At 38.8% G+C, this 20,576-nt stretch carries 13 protein-coding genes; 2 read left to right on the forward strand and 11 right to left on the reverse strand.

Features of this window, described 5'->3' with window-relative positions; all coding sequences use genetic code 11:
* Positions 1–10: 10 nt before the first annotated feature.
* The 4 genes from ACE1ET_RS07865 to ACE1ET_RS07880 form a co-directional block, all read right to left on the reverse strand.
* Entirely contained in the window at positions 11–1,483 is a 1,473-nt protein-coding gene (locus tag ACE1ET_RS07865) for a glycosyl hydrolase family 28 protein (RefSeq protein ID WP_375727833.1), read from the reverse strand.
* 30 nt (positions 1,484–1,513) lie between these two features.
* Entirely contained in the window at positions 1,514–2,284 is a 771-nt protein-coding gene (locus ACE1ET_RS07870; RefSeq protein WP_375727834.1) for a helix-turn-helix domain-containing protein, read from the reverse strand.
* Between the two features lie 145 nt (positions 2,285–2,429).
* A complete protein-coding gene (locus ACE1ET_RS07875) occupies positions 2,430–4,721 on the reverse strand; it encodes a heparinase II/III domain-containing protein (RefSeq protein WP_375727835.1) in 2,292 nt (763 codons plus the stop codon).
* A 298-nt stretch (positions 4,722–5,019) separates the two neighbouring features.
* A complete protein-coding gene (locus tag ACE1ET_RS07880) occupies positions 5,020–6,156 on the reverse strand; it encodes a sensor histidine kinase (RefSeq protein ID WP_375727836.1) in 1,137 nt (378 codons plus the stop codon).
* A gap of 271 nt (positions 6,157–6,427) precedes the next feature.
* Between ACE1ET_RS07880 and ACE1ET_RS07885 the strand changes: the two genes are divergently transcribed.
* A complete protein-coding gene (locus tag ACE1ET_RS07885) occupies positions 6,428–6,796 on the forward strand; it encodes a hypothetical protein (RefSeq protein ID WP_375727837.1) in 369 nt (122 codons plus the stop codon).
* Positions 6,797–6,946: 150 nt separating this feature from the next.
* Here ACE1ET_RS07885 and ACE1ET_RS07890 read toward each other — a convergent pair whose 3' ends face one another.
* The 7 genes from ACE1ET_RS07890 to ACE1ET_RS07920 all read right to left on the reverse strand — a co-directional run bounded on the left by ACE1ET_RS07890 (position 6,947) and on the right by ACE1ET_RS07920 (position 17,456).
* Positions 6,947–8,164, reverse strand: coding sequence for a glycoside hydrolase family 88 protein (locus tag ACE1ET_RS07890; protein WP_375727838.1), 1,218 nt, complete (start codon positions 8,162–8,164; stop codon positions 6,947–6,949).
* A gap of 139 nt (positions 8,165–8,303) precedes the next feature.
* A complete protein-coding gene (locus ACE1ET_RS07895) occupies positions 8,304–12,248 on the reverse strand; it encodes a two-component regulator propeller domain-containing protein (protein ID WP_375727839.1) in 3,945 nt (1,314 codons plus the stop codon).
* A 233-nt stretch (positions 12,249–12,481) separates the two neighbouring features.
* Positions 12,482–13,741, reverse strand: coding sequence for a spondin domain-containing protein (locus tag ACE1ET_RS07900; RefSeq protein WP_375727840.1), 1,260 nt, complete (start codon positions 13,739–13,741; stop codon positions 12,482–12,484).
* A 141-nt stretch (positions 13,742–13,882) separates the two neighbouring features.
* Positions 13,883–14,830 carry a bifunctional methionine sulfoxide reductase B/A protein gene (locus ACE1ET_RS07905; protein WP_375727841.1) on the reverse strand — a complete coding sequence of 316 codons (948 nt, stop codon included), beginning with the start codon at positions 14,828–14,830 and terminating at the stop codon, positions 13,883–13,885.
* Positions 14,831–15,046: 216 nt separating this feature from the next.
* Entirely contained in the window at positions 15,047–16,039 is a 993-nt protein-coding gene (locus tag ACE1ET_RS07910; RefSeq protein ID WP_375727842.1) for a Gfo/Idh/MocA family protein, read from the reverse strand.
* Positions 16,040–16,065: 26 nt separating this feature from the next.
* Positions 16,066–16,638, reverse strand: coding sequence for a hypothetical protein (locus tag ACE1ET_RS07915; RefSeq protein WP_375727843.1), 573 nt, complete (start codon positions 16,636–16,638; stop codon positions 16,066–16,068).
* A gap of 17 nt (positions 16,639–16,655) precedes the next feature.
* The gene (locus tag ACE1ET_RS07920) at positions 16,656–17,456 is read right to left on the reverse strand and encodes a cation efflux transmembrane domain-containing protein (RefSeq protein ID WP_375727844.1); all 801 of its coding nucleotides are present in this window, start codon (positions 17,454–17,456) and stop codon (positions 16,656–16,658) included.
* A gap of 224 nt (positions 17,457–17,680) precedes the next feature.
* On the opposite strand from ACE1ET_RS07920, the gene ACE1ET_RS07925 reads away from it, so the two are divergent.
* On the forward strand, positions 17,681–20,572 hold the full coding sequence (locus ACE1ET_RS07925; RefSeq protein WP_375727845.1) for a PAS domain S-box protein: 2,892 nt from the start codon (positions 17,681–17,683) through the stop codon (positions 20,570–20,572).
* The last annotated feature ends 4 nt before the right edge of the window (positions 20,573–20,576 follow it).

Consider the following 20,576-nt stretch of genomic DNA (forward strand, 5'->3'; position numbering starts at 1 on the left):
TTTTGTTCAGTTAATCTTCTGTTTTGATAAAGGATATTCCTTCCACGTGCTCCCCTACAAAAAACCTTGCCATATCAGATGTTTTATACCACGCAGGTTTTCCCTCCATTTCATCATAAATCAGTTCCCCGTTTATCTTTAAATTTTCAAAGGTTATATTCTTAACCATTCTTTGCTGATTATATCCTGCAATTATCGATATGTTGGCATTTTTGCCATTATATTCCACGTTCCGAAAGGTCACATTCTCTATTCCCAGTCCAGGAGCATTGCAATACTTTTTATTATAAAAAATACGAAGGTTTACAAGTTGACCTTCTCTGAAATCCTCCACCCTGATATCTTCAAAAAGAACGTCTTTGATGAAGTTGTTATCACCAGCATTTATCGTCATACAGCCTTGGTAGTCGACCTGCATTTCCTTATGATCAATTATGTCTATATTGGAATATTTCAGATTTTCAATCACATCCGGATTTTCACTGTTCCCGTGAATTCCGATCATAACGGGATGTGCCACATCAGCCCAGAGTGTTGAATTTTGCATTGTAATATTTTTACAGCCTCCGCTAAATCCTTTGCGCGTAGCATATACGGTTGTACAATCATCCGAATTGCGGCAAAATACACCATCAAATAATATGTTATTGCTTGCAAATACATTCATGCCATCTCCCCAGCCAAAGTAACTGATGCTTTTAACATTACTAATTGTTACACTGTCGGAACCACCTGTAGCACATTGTGTACAAATAATTCCTTCTACTTTTACATTTTTTGAATTGGCGATAAGAACTCCCATTTTTACGGAGTTATCAATTATTCCCCGCCCGAGCACTTTTACATCCCGGACATTCTCAATCAGTATTTGCCCCATCAGAACAGCTCCACCTGCAACATAGACCGTTTTACCGGAAGGCACATAAAACCTGTTGTTTTCAAACTGATGAATTCCGGGTCCAAAATAAATCAGACCAGCATCAGTGGTATCAGGAATAAAATTATCAACCGGATTAGCAAACATGTGCAGATTATGAAATATATCGCCGTTTACATCTACAGACAAATTCCGTGACTGAGACAAAGAAAAATATACTGTATTCCCAATAATCTTTGGTTCTATTCCATAGGAGAGAGGCCTGATCCGTGCAGTATTTACCGACCCCTTATTATATGTCACGGATACTTCAACTGTACCTGAAAAATCAAAATAACACATAGACGCATTTTCAACGTGATGTTTTGAACCATCCACTTCATCAACTTTCACCAGGTAGCCAGGAACTTCTTTCCACTCCTGGTTTTTCAGGCGAACCTTAACCGTAAAATCGTCGTTATACAATTTGTCATACGATTGTTTAGGCATATTGTAAGTGTACAGTTTATCACTATTTGTCTTTTCTGCATGCTCCGCATTCACCACAGAACGCGTGAGCAATAAACACAACAGACAAACAAAAAGAACTTTTATTACTTTATTCATTTAAAGACGCATTAATTATCCGATGAATATTTATATCACTTCCTTAAGACGATTTTCTGCTAATCTTTGCCGAAAATATTTTGGATTTTTACCATAACTCATACTGAACGCCCTTGTGAAATATGATGGTGACGAAAACCCTGTTTTAAATGCAATTTCAGAAATATTCAATTCTCCATTTTCCAATAAGTACCGGGCAACTTTCAGTTTTTCATTCTGGATAAAACTTACAACCGTCATTCCGGTAAGCTTTTTAATTTTCCTGTAAAGATGGTTTTTGGAAATACCCATTATACGGCTTAATTTACCTACCCCAAAATCTGTATCGTCCATATGCTCCAGTATTGTTGCAGCAACCTCCTTTATAAAATCTTTTTCATTATCAGCTCCTGCAATCTCTGCATACACTTTTTTTATAATCTCCTTTCTGTAAGTCAGAACATTTTGGATTTTAAGTATTAAATAACCATGGTTTACAGGCCAGTTCAGGACGTCAACACCAAAAACATTAAGGCAGTGTTTCAAACAATCCTTTTGAACACGGGTATTTAAAATAAATATGGGAGAAGTACTATTTTGATAGCTGCTTCTGATAATGGTACCTATACTCATACATTGCGAAAGAGAACCACTGCTGAAATACAGAATACTATCAAAATATTGCCCATGAATAATACTTTTTACATTTTCCGCCAAAGTTACGGTAACCTGAAATTCATGACCTAAGTTTTCGGAAAATGTCTTAATTTCATTGTTTTCAAGATGCGTAATCAGTAAAATTTTAATTGTATCCCCATTCATATTCTATATCTCACAGTACTTTCAATAATTCAGTGTTGTATCGATCAACAAATTTGAAAACTCTGCAGAAAACAGACTTTAAATTATCAACAATTGGCTATCAATTATCAGTAAATGCAAGTAAATACTGCTGAAGTGTCCCGAATTATTCAATTTTTACGTTTACCGTTTTTAGTTCTTTATTGTATTCTCCTCTAACGGTATTACCATTTATACTCAAATCTGAATCCGGATGTTTCTGATGCAATTGAAAATTTACATCTGGCTGACCATGAAAAGTTACATGGGGCTGTCCATTAAAATCTTCAACCAACATGGTGTATTTTGACAAGGCATGCGCCAGTACTTTGTAATCCCTTCGCAGATAACTTCCGTGTGCCATAAACAGATCATCAATATTTTCGGTGGTACATTCTTTTTCATTTTGTTTATAGCTTACAGCCAGTAGATACGTATCTGTACTCCAACCGTTCATATCTATTACACTGTTGCGGTGTTTGATCCGTCCATCGGCCAGCAGGTTTAAATAAACCTCCGTTATCTGACCGTTCTGAGTAATCCGAACACCCAGGAAGTTTTTTCCTTCAAACCGTTCCAGTAGCGGCAGATTATCTTTATTCGTATTGTCTTTTAAGATGATAGCATTGATCAGTTTGGTTCGATCCGTTATTTTATTCTGGCTCACTGACCAGTATGATACCTTTTTTTCAGGATGATGATCTGCATAACCCTGCCGTTCTTCCAGTCTCATCTTTTCGGGAAAATCGTGTGGCAGGCCGCCATCAGGGAAGGTCTCTGGAAATAATGGATGAACCAGAACTTCTGCGCCGTCTTCTTTAATGGAAAGATCCAAACCATGACGTTCGGATTCACCATTATAATGCAGGAGCCACTCGAACTGCCCAGGTTCATGTGATAACAGATCATCAATGATCAGGATCACGTCACCCACCCAGATAAAACTCCGGTAATTCCGTGCAAAATACAATGCTGTTGGTCCGGTAGCATCTGCCAGCAGATATTTAAAGTTTTTCCCGTCAATCAGGTTATACAGTTTCCCCGGACGAATTACGCCGTAATACTGATCTTTTTCACGTTGAGCCTTTCCGTTCCATAACACTACATTTTGTGCCACACTCTGACAATAATATTGCGTGTACAGTGGATTCCCATAAGAAGAATTTCCGGAATCCATGATCAGGTTTTTCCCTTTATGAAAGAGGATAAATGAATTGGCATCAGCATGTGCATGGTTCCAGGTAAACCCGGATTTTACTGCCAGCATGGTTGCGTTATCATCCCATGAATCACGCACGGTTGCCCAACCCATATCGGCATACAAATGAGCATCTGGTAATTCCGGCACATAAGATTCATCCAACCGGGGAAGTCTCGGATAGAGGATCAGACCAACCGGCGTATTCAATTGAAGTGCTTCCCTATCACTTCCCTTCACCATCTGATTCAGGTACCATGCATACCTGTCTTCTTGGTAACCCATATCCCACAACAGGGTTATGCAGGCATTTCCGTTGCGTGACAGGTTCCCATCCCCAAAATTGACAGACATTGGTCCTTCACTGGTATAATAGGTTGTATAAATAAAAAAATCAGCAATTTTATCAAGAATAGGCAATTCGGGTTGCTGTTTATCAGGAAATACATTGGAAAAGGCATAACGGTACAACAGGTATTGTGATATCCCGTATGATGTGTAATTAATACCCTCATAACAGCCGCCGTCCTTATCAAATGTAGGCGGTTTATTCTGTAGTACACTACCGGCATAGTTCAACCATTCCGGGGTAGTGGCAGATATTTCTTCTAACCAGTCTTCCGCTTCCGGAATTTCATCTCTAACAGCAACAGATGATAATCCGGCCGTATATACACAGGCGCTCCACCAGTTGTGCCCCATGGTATCGAAGGTATGCTGGTTCGTCAGAGGATTCAGCCAGTCATGCAGAGCAGGCTCGATGCCAACCCTCACAAATCCTTCCGCTATCTGTTGGCGTTCCCGTGTTGACAGATAATCATAGATACAGTCGTATCCTAAAGCAATATCAAAGCTGGTATGCGAGGTTCCCAGTCCGGCAATCCAGGGTGGTATCCGGTTCAGCAAATCCCTGCCTTCCCAGGTTTCCCTGGCAGTGTAATCCAGCAATATCCTTTTAATTACTTCAGCATATTTAACTTCCCCGGTCATTCTGTACACCAATCCAAGTTCCTGACAATCCCTGCTTCCATTTTTGTCCTGCATTGAAAGCTGATCGGCCCTGTTAAGTTGAGCTTTCCAGGCCGCTTCTACAGTTTCACTGGTTCGTATCTGAGCCTTAAGCTTTTGAATATTTGCATTGGTATGAAAAAGGTAGTTTCTGGCCTGTACATGGATAACGGATAAACAAAAGAGTGTTATAAGAATGATTGTTTTATACATAGCCAAAGTACTTTAAATTAAAATTGAATCTCCAATCTGCAAATCAATATCAAAAATACAGGATTTACAGGGTTATCCCTTTAAATTAAAGCTTGTTTCCTATCACTTATTGCCAGGTTTGGAATCATGTCCGGCATAATTATATTATATAAGAGATACTGGTCTTCAGTGCAACTGCTCAGCTTCTGGAAATTTGATAAAATCCAATATAATATATCAGGCAAGGAATTAGTGGGAACAATGGAAACTGTATATTTTCAGATGGCTCCAGAATAATATCTTTCAAAATTAATCTGATTTATTCTGTAGGAAGATCAATAAAAAAGGTTGTTCCATCTGTTTTATTGCTTGTAAATCCCACTTTGCCATTCAGATAGTTTTCGCCAAGAATTTTCATGCTGTATGTACCTAATCCACGACCGTTGCCTTTGCTGGAGAAAGAGCGCTGAAAAATCTGTTTCTGAATGGAATCAGGCATTACATAATCATTTTTAACCCAAAACTTAACTATTGAATCCGTCTTGCCGGCACCGATCTGAATTACTGAATTTCTTTCATTAACAGCTTCAGCTGCATTTTTTAACATGTTAACCATAATTCTGGTTAGTAATGCTTTATCCGTATAAATCCTGATATTTTCAATACCGGAGAAATCAATTTTTTTCCCTTTAACTACTTCATGTTTAGATATTATATCAACGGATGACTGGATGATATCAACAGCACTGACATCAATGAAGTCTACTTTTAACTCGCCTGATTCGGCATTCAGGAGTTGTTTGAATGAAATAATCTGCTCCAGAATATCCTTACTAGCATCCTTCAGATGGCTAAAAATATCCCTTTCTTTATTCAGATCCGAACTGGTGTCAAGGTATTCCATCAATCCACTTATACCGCCAACAGAATTAACCAGATCATGAAAGAAAATCTTCTCCATTTGTTCCTTTCGTTTATCTGAACTTATATCAATCAGGCTAACAATATAATAGATATTATGACTTATCCTGACTGGTACCGATGACACTGAAAAATCATATGCAATGGTTTTATCTCCTTGGCTTGAACTAATACGGCATTCAGATGTCACTTTATCCTGCTGTCTCTGAGATTCGTTAAGAGTCTGAAATAAACCACAATACTTGCAAGAATCAGATGTATTACACCCATGAGGCGTTTCAGAAGCATGAATACATGAAACCACTTCGCCTGGTCGCATACCTATCAGTATTTTATCCGTTTCTATATCCAGCAACTGTAAGGTTTCATTACTTGCAAAAATGACCTGACGTGTACTGTTTAATACAAATGCAACTGTTGATATGGAATTGAAAACATCTTTGAAATACTCCAAAGACATGATTAAAGATCTTTCAGAATCCAGAATATCTGGTGAATATCTTTTATTTAAGTTAGCTTCTTTTTCTCTGTTCATTTATTCTCACTGATCTCTTCGTTAAGACTTGCAAGTTGGCAAATTTCCCGGTTTTATAGGACTAAAGTAGCAAAATGTTTATTGCATCTCTATAAATAGGATTATAGAAATATCAGTACTGAGGCGGATTATCAGTCAAAACAGGGTCGATTTTTTGAATATATTCTTAAAAAATGTGCAATTTAATCACATTGAAAATATGAACATTTGTTAAATATTTATTGCGAATGTAAAACACTACCACATCATTACAAACTGAATAGACAGATATATGAATACATTAGTTGATTTCCGTTTTAGTAAAGGCATTCTATATAAAGCAGTTGAAGGCATTATCACTAAGGATTTGATTTTCCAGTCATGGAACAAAGTATTTGATACCATTGACACATCGCATGAAATACGGGGCGTAATTATTGATTGCTCCAAAGGCCATTTTGACATTCCTGTGAGCATGTTTACTGAAGTAATCACATTTTATAAAAATCTTTTCGACATGCATTGCAACAGCAGGGTTGCTGTCATAACCAATAATCCCGGTGATGCTGTTCTATCTATTCTCCTGGAATCGGCGGTCACTTACAGTAATACTAAAACATTCTCAACAATTGAAGCGGCTGAATTATGGTTAATAAAGTAATCGTAACAGCATATATGACTTAAGGCTCCTATTATTTATTCCATATAAATAATACTTCACCCGTCAGCTACGAATCCCAAGCGTAGCTGACTTTTTTTTATGATATGAATTAAATCAGGGAACTATCAATACCCTGATTCAGATCACATGTTAAACCGGATTTTCCAGCATAATATTTTTAAGCCGTAATAAGGCTTCCAGGTAATAATAATCTGCATAAATAAGTGGAACATCTATTTCAGAATAATTGGGTTTATTTCCAGTAGAATGTATGAGTATGCAAGGCATATCAGAAGGTGCCTGATACATATGAGATGACAGTTCAGCCAGCATATCTACTGCAGCATTTTTATATCGGGCAGCCAAAGTATCGTTCTTTTCAAAGCCGGATAGTTCCAGAAGAGCAGAAGCCACAATAGCCGCGGAAGATGCATCCTTAGGTGCATCAGGGATATCCGGATCTTCAAAATCCCAATACGGGATCATATCATTTGGAAGCCTCCTTAAATAAACCTCTGCCAGCTTTTCAGCGGTCTCCAGAAACTCAGGTTTGCCGGTCTCCCTGTAGCACATGGTGAACCCATATATTCCCCAGGCCTGACCGCGGGCCCACATGGAACTGTCACTGTATCCCTGATGCGTTACTCCTTTAATAAAACCACCGTTTACAGTATCGTAGACGGCCACGTGATACGTGGTATAATCAGGACGAATATGATGTTTCAAGGTTGTTTCAGCATGCTTCACAGCTATATTATAAAGGTTTGGTGATCCACCATATTTTGTTGCCTGAAATAACAACTCCAGGTTCATCATATTATCAATGATGGTGTTATGGGGCCAGTTCATTTTTTGAACCATCGCAGGCCAGGACAGTATTGTTCCAACAGTAGGATTATACAGGGTTGCAAGTGAATCTGCAGCTCTGATAATACATTTTTTATACCCCGGCTTATGGATCAGACGTTCACCGTTGCCATAGCTACAGTATAACATGAACCCAAGGTCATGATCTGCAACCGGTACATCCAATACTCCGGATAATGCTTCTGTTGATTTCTCTGCATCTTTAAGGATGGTACTATCGCCAGTTGCCTCGAAGCTGTACCACAAAATACCGGGCCAGAAACCACTGGTCCAGTCGTGAATGCTTGCCAGTTTCCATTCCTTATTGCCGGTTTCTATAGTACGTGGCATCCGGTTTGTATCAGAGAGTATGGTTTCTGATAATTTTACTTTATCAACAGCATGCTGTATGGCTTTGTCAACGTTAAAAACCCTTTTTTCCGGTTTCTCAACTGCAACATGACATGCAGTGATCCCCAGAGACAGCATGATGAATAAAGTTTTGTGATTTATTTTCCTCATAAGATGTAGTTAAACCACAAAAATAGACAGAGTGATTTGTATCTGCTTTAAACAGTAAATATATCTCTTTAAATTATCACTATGTCGCACAATACAATCGGAAATTGTAAACTGTATTAGGAGTTGCCGTACTAACGCATTATCTCATATGCCGTTTTACATATTCTGTCGGCGAACAACCAAAATAATCGGAAAAGGATTTGGAGAAGTACGCATGAGAATTAAATCCGACCCTGTATCCGATTTCTTTTACGGAATCTTCTCCTTTCAGCAGCAGTTCTGCACTGTATTTTAAACGAACCGTCCGAATAAAACCACTGGGATTCTGTCCTGTCAGTAACGATATTTTATTAAAAAGACTACTGGAACTAATCCTTAACTCACTACACAGATCACTGACAGAGAAGTCACTTTTATCCAGATTTTCAGTAATTATTCCGATAACATTGTCCAGAAATTTTTCATCTTTCGTTTTAACATCCTTCGAAGTTAGATCAGTAAACAAATTCCGGTTCTTTATCTGCTCAACCAATCTTTCCCTATTCTCAATCATATTTGCCACCCTCACCATAACTTCAGTCATATAAAATGGCTTTGAGAGATAGGCATCAGCACCTGTTTCATAGGCTTTAATCCGGTCATCCACCTGTGACAGAGCTGTTAACAACAGTACCGGAATGCTGCAAGTTTCCTCATTGGTCTTTAGTTGTTCCGTCAGTTCAATTCCATCCATCTCCGGCATCATAACATCACTGATAACCATATTTGGCTCGAATTTTACTGCTTTATTATACCCTTCTTCCCCATTGCAGGCTGTAATTACGTTATAATTTATTTCCAGATTCTCTTTCAACTGTGCCAATAAAGTTTTGTTGTCCTCTACAATCAATATCGTTTGTTTTCCGGATTCAGGATTAAATTTGTCGAATGCGTCTGCCTCCAGGGTATCCAGATCATATTCCAATGCATCCAGTACAGATTTGTCCTGGCTTTCCTGAACCCTTTGGAAATCATTTTCGGAATAATAGTATTCCTTAATAAATGGTATCCTTATCATAAACCTGCTCCCCTTACCTGGCTCACTTTCCACTGAAACAGTACCACTGAGTTGCTCTACAAGACGTTTAACAAGGTTCAATCCAATACCGGCACCAACATTATGGGAATTAACCTGGTAAAACCTGTTAAATACATCTTTTACCTGCTGTTTGCTCATCCCTATCCCATTATCTTCAACTTCAAAAATAAGGTCATCACTATTACCAGTTTTGTCATAACTGTCTTTATCCTTAGCAACCCTGATAGTTATTAGTCCACCTTTACCGGTATACTTTAACGCGTTTGAAATCAGGTTATTCAGAATCTTATCCAACTTACCAGTGTCGGTAAAGGCTTCCAGTTTATCATTTCCAGGTTCAAATATCAACGTGATATGCTTTTTGTCAGCCAGAGATCTGAAAAATTCCACGTTGCTTTTTACATATTCCACTATTTCGGTCTTCTGAAGCCTCATTTCATCCTTGTTATAGTCTAGTTTCCTGAAATCCTGTAATTCATTTACCAGATGCATTAATTTTTGTGCACTTCTGTAAGCCACATCAAGCACTTTTTTTACTCCCGGTGAAACATCCGGATTCTTCATGACATCCCATAACGGATTGATCATAATTGTTAGCGGCGTTCTGAATTCATGCGAAATATTCATAAAAAACTGCAACTTCTCTTCATCCAGTTCTCTTTTTTGTTTCGCGATTTGCCTTTTGATAAGGAGGTTACGGTAGAGCAATACAAGCAGGACTAAAATTACCGCGTATGCGATAAACGCCCAGTATGTCATCCAGAAAGGAGGTGATATATGGATATGCAATTCTGCATATTCCGCATTTGTGGGAAGTCCGTTGAAAGATGCTTTTACCTGAAATACATAGCTCCCGGGTTTCAGATTGGTATAAGTTGCTGTTTTCCTGTTGCCAACCTCATTCCATTCCGGTTCAAATCCTTTTAAACGATAGGCATAGGTTATAAGATCGGGGTTATTAAAACTTAACGCGGAGTATTTCAAAGAGATAACGTCGTCATAATAGTTGAAGCGAACTGTATCCGTTTGAGATATGTCTTTTTTCAGGGGCGAGTCAGGACCAACCTGCAGCTCTTTATTAAACAATTCAATACCTGTTATTTTGACTGATAATTTCCTTTTTTGAAGCTTGATATTAACCGGATCAAACATATTAAATCCATTAATTCCCCCAAATAATAATTCCCCTGAATTCAGTTTACTGGCAGTGTGGTAATATACCGTATTCTGTAATCCGTCTGCATCGGTATAATTATCAAACGACTCTTTATCTACATTGAAACGCGACAATCCTCTTTCACCGTTCAACCATAAACAGCCATCATTGTCCTCCAGAATATTAAACGTATTTGTAAAAGCATAACCGTCTTCAGCTGTATAACGCTTTACCTTTCCGGTTGCCCGGTCAAAACGGTTTAATCCCAGGTATGTCCCTACCCAAAGGATACCGCGGGAATCCTCATAAACAGCATTGACCCGGCTATCTGTAAGGGTGGTTTTATCATCAGGATCAGAAAAAAAGGAGCGAAAGCTGTCAGATTCCGGATTATATTCATTTAATCCGTTTGTGGTACCAACCCAAATTATACCTGATTTATCTTTATAAATTGTTCTGACATGGTTATTAGATAAGCTATGGCTAGAATCCTGCATATCATAATGTGAATACAGGCCGGAAGAAGGATCATACAAGTCCAGTCCGTCATCTGAATAACCAATCCATAATTTCCCGTCTCTATCTTCCATCAAGGTATAAATGGAATTCGATTTAAGTCTTTCGGTATGATTCGGATCAAACTGTATGAAATTAAAGCTATGGCTTCCTTTGTTAAATATGCATAATCCACTATGAAGAGTTGATAACAGGAGCTTCTCATGGTCGTAATCAATGATGGACCAGATCATGTCGTCTTCAGGTTTTTTATCACCCGGCAATTGAAGGACGTAATTATCAAACGTATTCTTCTTTGGATTATACCTGCTAAGGATGGCGGCATTACGTGCCCCGGCCCAAATGTTGTTTTCTTTATCCTGATAAATTACCCGCGTACTTGTTGCGAAACGTCCGTTGTATGAAAATCTGTTTTTTACGATGTGAAAAGGGCTCTCAATCCTGTCGTAAAAATATATTCCCCGGTTAAAGGTTGTGATCCAGATATTATGGAAACTATCTTCATAAACGTTCATCGGACTGGAAATCGTTTCCGGGACGACATCTGATCCGTCCCTCACTTCTTTAAGCTGACCTAAATTTCCATAATCAAATATATAAAGACCCCGATCCAGTACAGAAATCCAAAGCATATCCCGGGAATCAAAAAACAGACGTTTTTGCTTTTCCCTGAAGTTATCCGGCATCTGAACTGTCCTGACAGGATCACCCGTTGCCTCATTAATTATTTCAAACGATGCATTTGTATACAACGACACCCATAGTCCACCATTACGATCAACTGCAATATCACGAACACTCTTTCCACTAAAAAAATGCTGCATTGTTGCTTCGTCCTGCCTGAATAAGTCCAGCCCCGACTCTGTAGCCACCCAATAATTATTCTCTCCGGCTTTCAGAATCTTATAAACTGAATTGGAAGATAGACTTCTCGCAATTTCAGAAGAACCTGTACTAAAATGAACCAGTGAATCATTTTCAGTGTCTAAAATATAAGCACCATTATTGCTTGTGCCTATAAAAAAATGCCCCTTGTCAGCGAGACAAAGTGTAGTTATAAACTGAATACCTACCGTATTCGGAAATTTATAATTGTAATTGGTGAACTGATGTGTTGAAGTATTAAATCTTGAAAGTCCCTTTTGTGTACCAATCCACAGGTTTCCCTTTCTGTCCGGCACTAAACATCTTAAATCATTGCTGATTAGCGAATTTCTATCTCCGGGCTTCATTGACCAGTTTTTAAGTTGATTGCCATCGTATCGTGAAAGGCCATCAAACTCAAACCATATAAAACCACAGCTGTCCTGAGTTATGCAGTCAGTATATGTCAAAGGAAGATTATTTAACCTATGGATATTGGTCAGATTGAAATCCTGGAATTCAGTACCATAAAAAGAAATACTAAATAAAAGCAATATAAGAGTAGTAAAATTCCGCATAACACATCTGAAAATCTTCCCCAAAAGTAATAAAAAGCATTACAGGATGAGAGTCTAAACAAAAGGGACACATAAAGATGCATCCCTTTTAAAATTTAAATCCTGTAAATCTATATTTCCAAAACTTAATTCCTCATGATGGTCACTTTTATCATCTCATCCACCATTGGGTAAGGGAATCCATCATTCACCATCATCACGTTTCCGCCTTCAACTGTATTGGCCTGCGTTTGTGTTCCTGGATATTCATTCACTTCCGTTCCGGCATCCCACAGACTGAACCATTTCGTGATGTCTTTCATGCCCGGTGATGATGATAATGTGAATCCGGTATCGCCTGTACCAAGGAACAGGTCGTTAGAGGCACCCAGCATACTGGCTATGCTCAAACGTTGTCCTGGATAGGCTTCAAAGGAAAACGTAAATTTTTCTCCCGGGAAGATTGGTGCCGGACCAGCTGCTCCATCAGGGGTATTGTACACGCCAGTCTGGTAACCTTCGCCCATCAATGACGTATGAACAACAGAAGGATCGCCCATTTCAGCCAGCTGTTCCAGACCTTCACCGTAATCCGGGGTGTTGTTCGTAAAAATTGGCATCTCCTTATTGTCATGGATCACCCAAACTCCCGGTGCGATCGGGGATACATAACCACTGTTCATTGCAAGATAATCACCCAGCACCGATGCATTACCAGTTTCAGCCAAATCTTCCAATCCTTTACCGTAATCTGCCATGCCTTTTTCAAACAGCGGGTTATCCATGCTGTGAACCACCCATGCTACAGGTGATATGGCTGTTGTACTTCCACTCATGTTGTCAATAGTTACCGTAAACATGTGGTTCCCGTTGTATGCAAGCGTAACCATCAGATTTGTTGCTACGGTTCCGTAATTATAACCATCCCCCACATCCGACATGAGCATGACCGCACTGTTTTCATCTGCGCCATCATGCATATTGCTCATTCCGGGCATCTGATTCATTTCAGTTCCCGCATCCCATAGCATCACCTGCGATGTAATGTCTCCTGTAACGGGTGTGCCGCCGCTGAACAAACTAATTCCCATCCCATCCGGCGCATAGAACCCATCATTCGAAAATCCGTACATAGTTGCAAAAGACAACATATGTTTCGGGCCGGCATAAAATGAAAATTTATAGGAATGACCCGGTAAGGCAGGGCCGGGATCCGAAGCACCTTCCGGAATAGCAACAACACCGGACTGGAAATAACTGTACGCATTAAACACATTTTCAACGGTTACCGTATACATTGCTTTTTTATGAGAATGTTTACCGTCATGAATTTGATTATATTTTTCGCATGACACAAAAAATAATCCAAACATCGTAAGTCCTAAAGTTAAACGTAGTAGTTTCATAATACTGATTTTTAAAATTTATTCACGACGAAGTTCCGGGAAAACTATCACAGAAAAGTCACGGAAAATTCAAGTTTTTATAAAAAAAAGTCCCGAAATATTATTCCGGGACCCTCATTATTAATTAGTTATATTTTTAGTTTAAAATCGTTTTGTATATCCGTGGCAATAAGGCTTTCCTCCTTTTCTGTCATAATGATCCTGGTGATAATCCTCTGCTTTATAGAACTTGGTCGCCGGAGTTAACTTCGTCACTACATTGTAACCTTTATCCTTAAGTATTCCAATCAGCTTTTCTGCCGTTTTTTTCTGATCCATATTCCGGTAAAAGATCTCAGAACGGTACTGATCTCCAATATCCGGTCCCTGGCGATTCAGTTGTGTCGGATCATGAATTTCAAAAAACAGCTTAGCCAGCGTTTCATAGTCAGTTTTCTTTGGATCATAAACTATTTCAACTGCTTCGGCAAATCCTGTTGTATGGCTGCATACCTCTTCGTAGGTGGGATTTTTGATATGACCTCCAATATAGCCATCTACAGCATCGATCACACCCGGTGCTTTTTCCATATAATATTCCACGCCCCAGAAACAACCACCGGCAAATATGGCAGTATCGGTAGTAGCATTTTTGGGCGGATGAGCCGGAACGAAAACCAGACTGATTGAATTTACACAATGTCGTGTGTTTTTAGGTGTAAAGCCTTCGCCCGTAAATACATGTCCAAGATGCGCTCCACAGTTTGTACATGTAATTTCTGTTCGCATGCCATCCGGATCAGGAGTACGCGTTACTGCTCCCGGAATCTCATCATCAAAACTCGGCCAGCCACATTGCGCATTGAACTTATCTGACGACCTGTACAATTCGGCTCCGCAGCGTTTACAAACATATACCCCTTCCTGCCAGAAATCCTCATATTTCCCTGTATAAGGTCTTTCTGTCCCTTTATTTACTATCACACGTTCTTCTGCCCTTGTTAACGGACGAAAGTAACGACTATCTTCTTTTTCCTTTTTATTCCCCGTCTGAGCGCATCCGGTCAGCGTAATCAGAACCAGAACCATTAAATTTATTATCCGTTTCATCTGTTTCTCCTTTTCTATTTATTTCATTTGATCGCTAAGCGTTTTTTCTCACTTACAAAATTCACAATCAAATATCACAGGAAGATCACAAAGCATTCAAATTTTCATCAAAATAACAATGAATTGCATGAGCATAATGGTACGCATCAGTTAAAACCAATGTTAATACAGAAAGTTGTATAACTTAAACTGAAAAATGTATAAAATAATTAACGGTCAGAACCGGTTTTTATAAATATCAAGGATGATTTCTGTGGCATTACGCGCTGATTCTCCTGTTATTAATGGTTCCTTGCCGGAAAAAACGGCTTCTACAAAATCCTGAATAATCAATTCATGATTAGAGGTATCGTTTACTACAGCGGTTGCTGATCCGGTATGGCCATTCATACTTTTATCAGCTACTGATGGATTTTCAAGATCTTCCATCTCCCATTGCGTAATCACATCATTCTCCATCACCAGGTATCCTTTGTCAGAATAGATTTCCAGTTTTGCCGGAAAGCCGGGTTTTGTTGCAGTAGATGCCGTAATGGTACTTATCATTCCATTCTGGTGAACACATATAACCGCTCCGTGATCCTCTACTTCAATGTCATGTACAAATGTTCCCAGGGTACTGACCAGCTTTTCGGGTCTTCCAAAAAACCAATAGTACAAATCAATGTAATGCGAAGCCTGCTGAATAAACGGGCCACCGCCATCAATATCCCAGGTTCCGCGATATGCACCGGAATTGTAATAGCTGTCATCCCTGTAATTTTTTATGGAAAGATCAACAGAAAAAATCTTACCCAGACTTCCATTTTCAATCAATGCTTTCACAACCGGATTATCAGAACTATACCGGCGCTGATATGCTACACCCAGCTTCACATTGTTTTGTTTACAGGCAGAAATCATATCATCAATGGCATCCGTTGTAATGTCTATAGGCTTTTCACACAATACGTGTTTGCCAAGTTCTGCCGCTTCAATAGTACTGATATGATGATATCCATTTGGTGTACAAACAATAACTGCATCAAATTCCACCGTAACAGACTGCAAGGAATGAAATACAGGAAGATGTTCTGCCTGTGAAGGTTTTTTTGAACTTCTTGATATAATACCTGTCACTTCAGCTTTCTCAATTTTTTGAATGGCTGAAATATAGGTATTGGCAATATTGCCGCTGCCAATGATTACAAATTTTATCTTATCAGTCATAATATTTAGAATACAGGATTAATCGTTCATTTTATTTCAATATCCAGCTGGCGCCCCTCTTTAAAAGCTTTTCGGTCCATTTCAGACCCAACAGCCATGCCTACGGTCATACCAATTGGAATTCCGATTCCGATAAAAGCCATATTTTTCAGGCTGGCCCCGAATGCTACACCAAGAGGTATCCCGAACGCAGCCATGCCGAGCGCCAACCACTGATTACGGTAGTGATTTTGGGGAACCATTTTAAGCTCTTTCTCCAATAGCTTAATCAATCGGGTCTGTACAGCTCTGATTTTCCGATGGAAATCCGATCCGGGAACTTTAACCGCATTTATCTTTTCTGTTTCAGCATTAATTATGGCAGCAATCCTGTCAGGAATATCCTTTTTCTTCATTGCTATTAAAAGATTGTTGAGTTGCAGGTGCGCTTTATGCATTTTCGCATTGCCAGTATAATCCGGTAAAGGAAGTAGTTCATTAATTAACATCGACACATATCGTTTAAAGTCTTCGATAAATTTATGAACAATCGCAGGGATATAAAAATATACAAGAAAAAATAACACGGTGAAGTTTGTACCCGGATCAGAATTACTCAAGTGTAATATTTGTAGCTCTACTCCTTTTTGCCAAGTTTAAGTATACGGATGGCTCCGCGCATTACTATTATAAACACGACTGATCCAATTACAAGATCCGGTTTATTGGAATCAAGAACATTTACTAAAATACCTGCAGCGATTACGCCCAGATTAATGACCACATCGTTTGACGTAAAAATCATGCTCGCCTTCATATGTGCCTCCTCTTTGCTGTTGGACTTTTGCAGCATGTAAAGACAGATACTGTTGGCTATGAGAGCAAAAATTGATACTACGATCATGGTTGTAAAATTAGGAAGGTGTTCACTTCCCATAAACCGTCTGATAACTTCTAAAAAGCCTGCCACAGCCAATAAAATCTGAAAATATCCTGCAAGCCTGGCAATATTTTTTTTACGAACCAGAGTACCCCCTACTGCAAAAAGACTTAATGCATATACAAAAGAGTCGGCTAGCATATCCAGACTGTCTGCTACCAGCCCCATGGATTTGGAGATAAGTCCAGTAGACATTTCAATAATAAAAAACACAAAATTAATTACAAGCACTGCCCAAAGTATGATTCTCTGGTTTGCAGCCTCTTCTACGTCCACTGGTTCAACTTGCTCCGTAGATAATTTTTTCATCCCTAAATTCAGGCTGTTTATTGCCTGTTCTATGGGATGAATATGCCCGTTATGGTAGACTGTCAGTTGCCGGTTGGATAAATCAAACTCCAGATTTTTAATATCCGGATTCCCGTCAAGTTTCATTCGGATAAGCCTTTCCTCCGATGGGCAGTCCATTTTAGCAATACTATATATACTTTTATCCATTTCATTCCAGCTTTTTATAGGTCTAAAACGAATGAACAGGATTATTTGTTGAAAGGCAAAATGAATTAACATCGATTCCGAATTAAAATAAAGCCTAACACAACGTCAATTCCCTTTAATAGAGCCAGCACATCAGAAAATGAATTATTTTGATTTCCGTTGAATTCTAAAACAGTTGAAGCAGAATAAATTATTAAATTTGGGATAAATTCTAATTCATTCTAATGACACAGGAATTTATTAAGAATGCCACGTTGCTTATTACGCTTTCATTTCTCTATGGCATTATTAGATGGTATAGAGGCGATTTGAAAAAGATGTACCATCCGCTGAGTGGATTACTTTTTGGATTGATAGCCATTGCAGCTATGATGAACCCATTTGTGTATTCTCAGGGGACAATTTATGACGGAAGATCAGTAGTACTTACCCTTGCAGGTTTATGGGGAGGAGCTTACACTGTTTTGATTTCTGGAGTTATTTCTGCAGCCTACAGAATTTATCTGGGTGGCGCCGGAGTGATTCCAGGACTGGCAACCATTGTCTTATGCAGTGGAACCGGCTTATTGTTCAGAAATATTTTCAAAGAGAAATTGACTAAACTAAGCTTTTGGCATTTCCTGTTTATCGGAGTTATTGCACATATTGTCATGCTCATCTCACAGGTTTTGCACCCTGTGCTGAACTTTGCATACCTCATGGAACAGTTATGGTTGCCTGTTCTGACAATATTCCCGATTGCATTTGCTATCATTTCCAAAGTCATTCAGTTAACCGAAAAATATATTGTTAACTATCAGTCCATTATAGACAGTGAAGCACTATACCACACCACGCTTCTAAGTATTGGTGATGCGGTAATATGTACAGATGAAAAGGGAATGATTACTCAAATGAATGAGGTAGCTGAGAAGCTTACCGGATGGAAGATTAAAAATGTGAAAGGGAAAAATCTCGAGACAGTTTTCCACATCATTGATGAAGAAAGCCGGGAAAAAGCAGAAGATATTGTTGCCAAAGTTACAAACAGCGGAACCATCGTTGGACTTGCAGACCATACACTTTTAATTTCCAAAAACGGGAAAGAATTCCCTGTGGCTGATAGCGGAGCACCTATCAAGAACAAGGATGGTAAAATAATTGGCGTAGTTATCGTATTCAGAGACCAGACCGAAGAGCGAAGATACCAGAAAGTTCTCATTGAAAGTGAAACAAGGTATAAGGAGCGTGAGTTCTGGCTGAGAGAATCTCAAAGAGTTGGCAAAATCGGCACTTATGATTTAAATATTTTAAACAATCACTGGACTTCATCGGAAGTGCTGGATGAAATATTTGGGATATCAAAAGACAACCCTCACACTGTGGATAGCTGGAACGACATGGTTCATCCGGATCACAGTGAAGAGATGATGGATTATTTTTTGAATTACGTGGTTAAAGGAAAGCATGTATTTGAAAAAGAATACAAAATAATCCGGCAAAATGATGAAAAGGTGAGATGGGTTGTCGGACATGGTGAACTTGAGTTTAACATACAAGGAGAGCCGGTAAGAATGTTTGGTACCATCAGGGATGTAACTGACCGTAAGAATTATGAAATACAGTTGGAAGAAAGCGAACAAGCCTACCGTAATCTGTTCGAAAATCATTCAGCAGTAAAATTACTTCTTGATCCTAAAACCGGTAATATTGTTCACGCAAACAAGGCTGCTTCGGATTTTTATGGATGGAGCATTGATGAGCTCGAAAAAATGAATATAAATGAGATCAATCCAATCAGTCAGGATGAAGTTTTCCAGAATATGCGAAACGCAGTTAAAGAAAAGAGAATCTATTTTGAATTCAAACATCGTCTGGCTAACGGAGAGATCCGGGATGTGGAGGTTTATACGAGTAAAACCGAATACAAAGGGAAAGTACTTTTGCATAGTATAGTACATGATGTTACCGATAAGAAGAAGCTGTTGGAGGATCTTGTTATTGCCAAAGAAAAAGCAGAGGAGAGTGAACGGTTAAAATCTGCATTTCTGGCCAATATGAGCCATGAAATAAGAACCCCTTTAAATGGAATACTGGGATTTACAAATCTGCTCACTGAAAATAATAAGCTGACAAAAGAAAATAAAGAGGAATTCGGAAGAATTATCAATAAAAGCGCTGAAGGATTGTTAAAGATCATTAATGATATCCTGGATATTTCCAGACTTGAAACCGGGAAACTGGTTATAGATCAAAGTATATTCGATGTCGGAATTATGCTCTCAAATATCAATTCCATATATCAGAACAAAATCAGGGAATCTAATAAACCAGAGGTTAAAATAAATCTCATAAAACCAGATCATCAGATATTTGTTAAAAGTGATGAGAACCGGATAACACAGGTCATTACGAATCTTTTAGACAATGCGATTAGATTTACCCACAAAGGAAACATTGATTTTGGATTACGTATTGTCAGTAGTACAACTGTAGAATTTTTTGTGTCTGATACCGGAATTGGGATCCCCGATGATAAGCAGCAACTGATATTTGAACGATTCAGCCAGGCTGATGATAATACGACCCGAAGTTATGGAGGAACAGGACTGGGTCTGGCCATTGTTAAAAAACTTACTGAACTCATGGGGTGTGAAATAAACCTGGAATCCAAACACGGCGTGGGATCAAGATTCTGGTTTCAAATGCCTGTGGTAGTTCCAAAGAACAACATGAAGCCGGAAGAAATATCAGTAAACGGATCGCAAATTGTTCAGCTAAACAGCGAAAAAATACTGGTTGTTGAAGATGATCCTGCCAGCAAAGCCTTCTATGAAGAGGTCCTGCAGGAATCCTTTTCGAACATTTTTTATGCTGAAAACGGACAGAAAGCAATGATGCTTTACAGTACAAAAAAACCGGATATTATATTAATGGATATAGGCTTACCGGACATTAACGGACTTAATCTTGTAAGAAAAATCAGGGAAAAAGATCTTAATGTCATTATTATTGCACAAACTGCATATGCATTACCAGATGATAAACAAAAAGCTATTAAGGCAGGATGCAACGGCTATATCCCTAAACCAATAAAAAAAGACCAGCTTATTCAGACCATTAAAAATTATTTGTAATGCG

The organism is Quyinboa mangrovi (assembly GCF_042219825.1).
In the GTDB taxonomy this organism is placed as follows: domain Bacteria; phylum Bacteroidota; class Bacteroidia; order Bacteroidales; family UBA5342; genus JBHJHP01.

What these genes read in the sequence shown, in the direction of transcription:
- ACE1ET_RS07865 (WP_375727833.1), bottom strand. Translation starts at nt 1,483, where the DNA reads ATGAATAAAGTAATAAAAGTTCTTTTTGTTTGTCTGTTGTGTTTATTG.
- ACE1ET_RS07870 (WP_375727834.1), bottom strand. Translation starts at nt 2,284, where the DNA reads ATGAATGGGGATACAATTAAAATTTTACTGATTACGCATCTTGAAAAC.
- ACE1ET_RS07875 (WP_375727835.1), bottom strand. Translation starts at nt 4,721, where the DNA reads ATGTATAAAACAATCATTCTTATAACACTCTTTTGTTTATCCGTTATC.
- ACE1ET_RS07880 (WP_375727836.1), bottom strand. Translation starts at nt 6,156, where the DNA reads ATGAACAGAGAAAAAGAAGCTAACTTAAATAAAAGATATTCACCAGAT.
- ACE1ET_RS07885 (WP_375727837.1), top strand. Translation starts at nt 6,428, where the DNA reads ATGAATACATTAGTTGATTTCCGTTTTAGTAAAGGCATTCTATATAAA.
- ACE1ET_RS07890 (WP_375727838.1), bottom strand. Translation starts at nt 8,164, where the DNA reads ATGAGGAAAATAAATCACAAAACTTTATTCATCATGCTGTCTCTGGGG.
- ACE1ET_RS07900 (WP_375727840.1), bottom strand. Translation starts at nt 13,741, where the DNA reads ATGAAACTACTACGTTTAACTTTAGGACTTACGATGTTTGGATTATTT.
- ACE1ET_RS07905 (WP_375727841.1), bottom strand. Translation starts at nt 14,830, where the DNA reads ATGAAACGGATAATAAATTTAATGGTTCTGGTTCTGATTACGCTGACC.
- ACE1ET_RS07910 (WP_375727842.1), bottom strand. Translation starts at nt 16,039, where the DNA reads ATGACTGATAAGATAAAATTTGTAATCATTGGCAGCGGCAATATTGCC.
- ACE1ET_RS07920 (WP_375727844.1), bottom strand. Translation starts at nt 17,456, where the DNA reads ATGGATAAAAGTATATATAGTATTGCTAAAATGGACTGCCCATCGGAG.
- ACE1ET_RS07925 (WP_375727845.1), top strand. Translation starts at nt 17,681, where the DNA reads ATGACACAGGAATTTATTAAGAATGCCACGTTGCTTATTACGCTTTCA.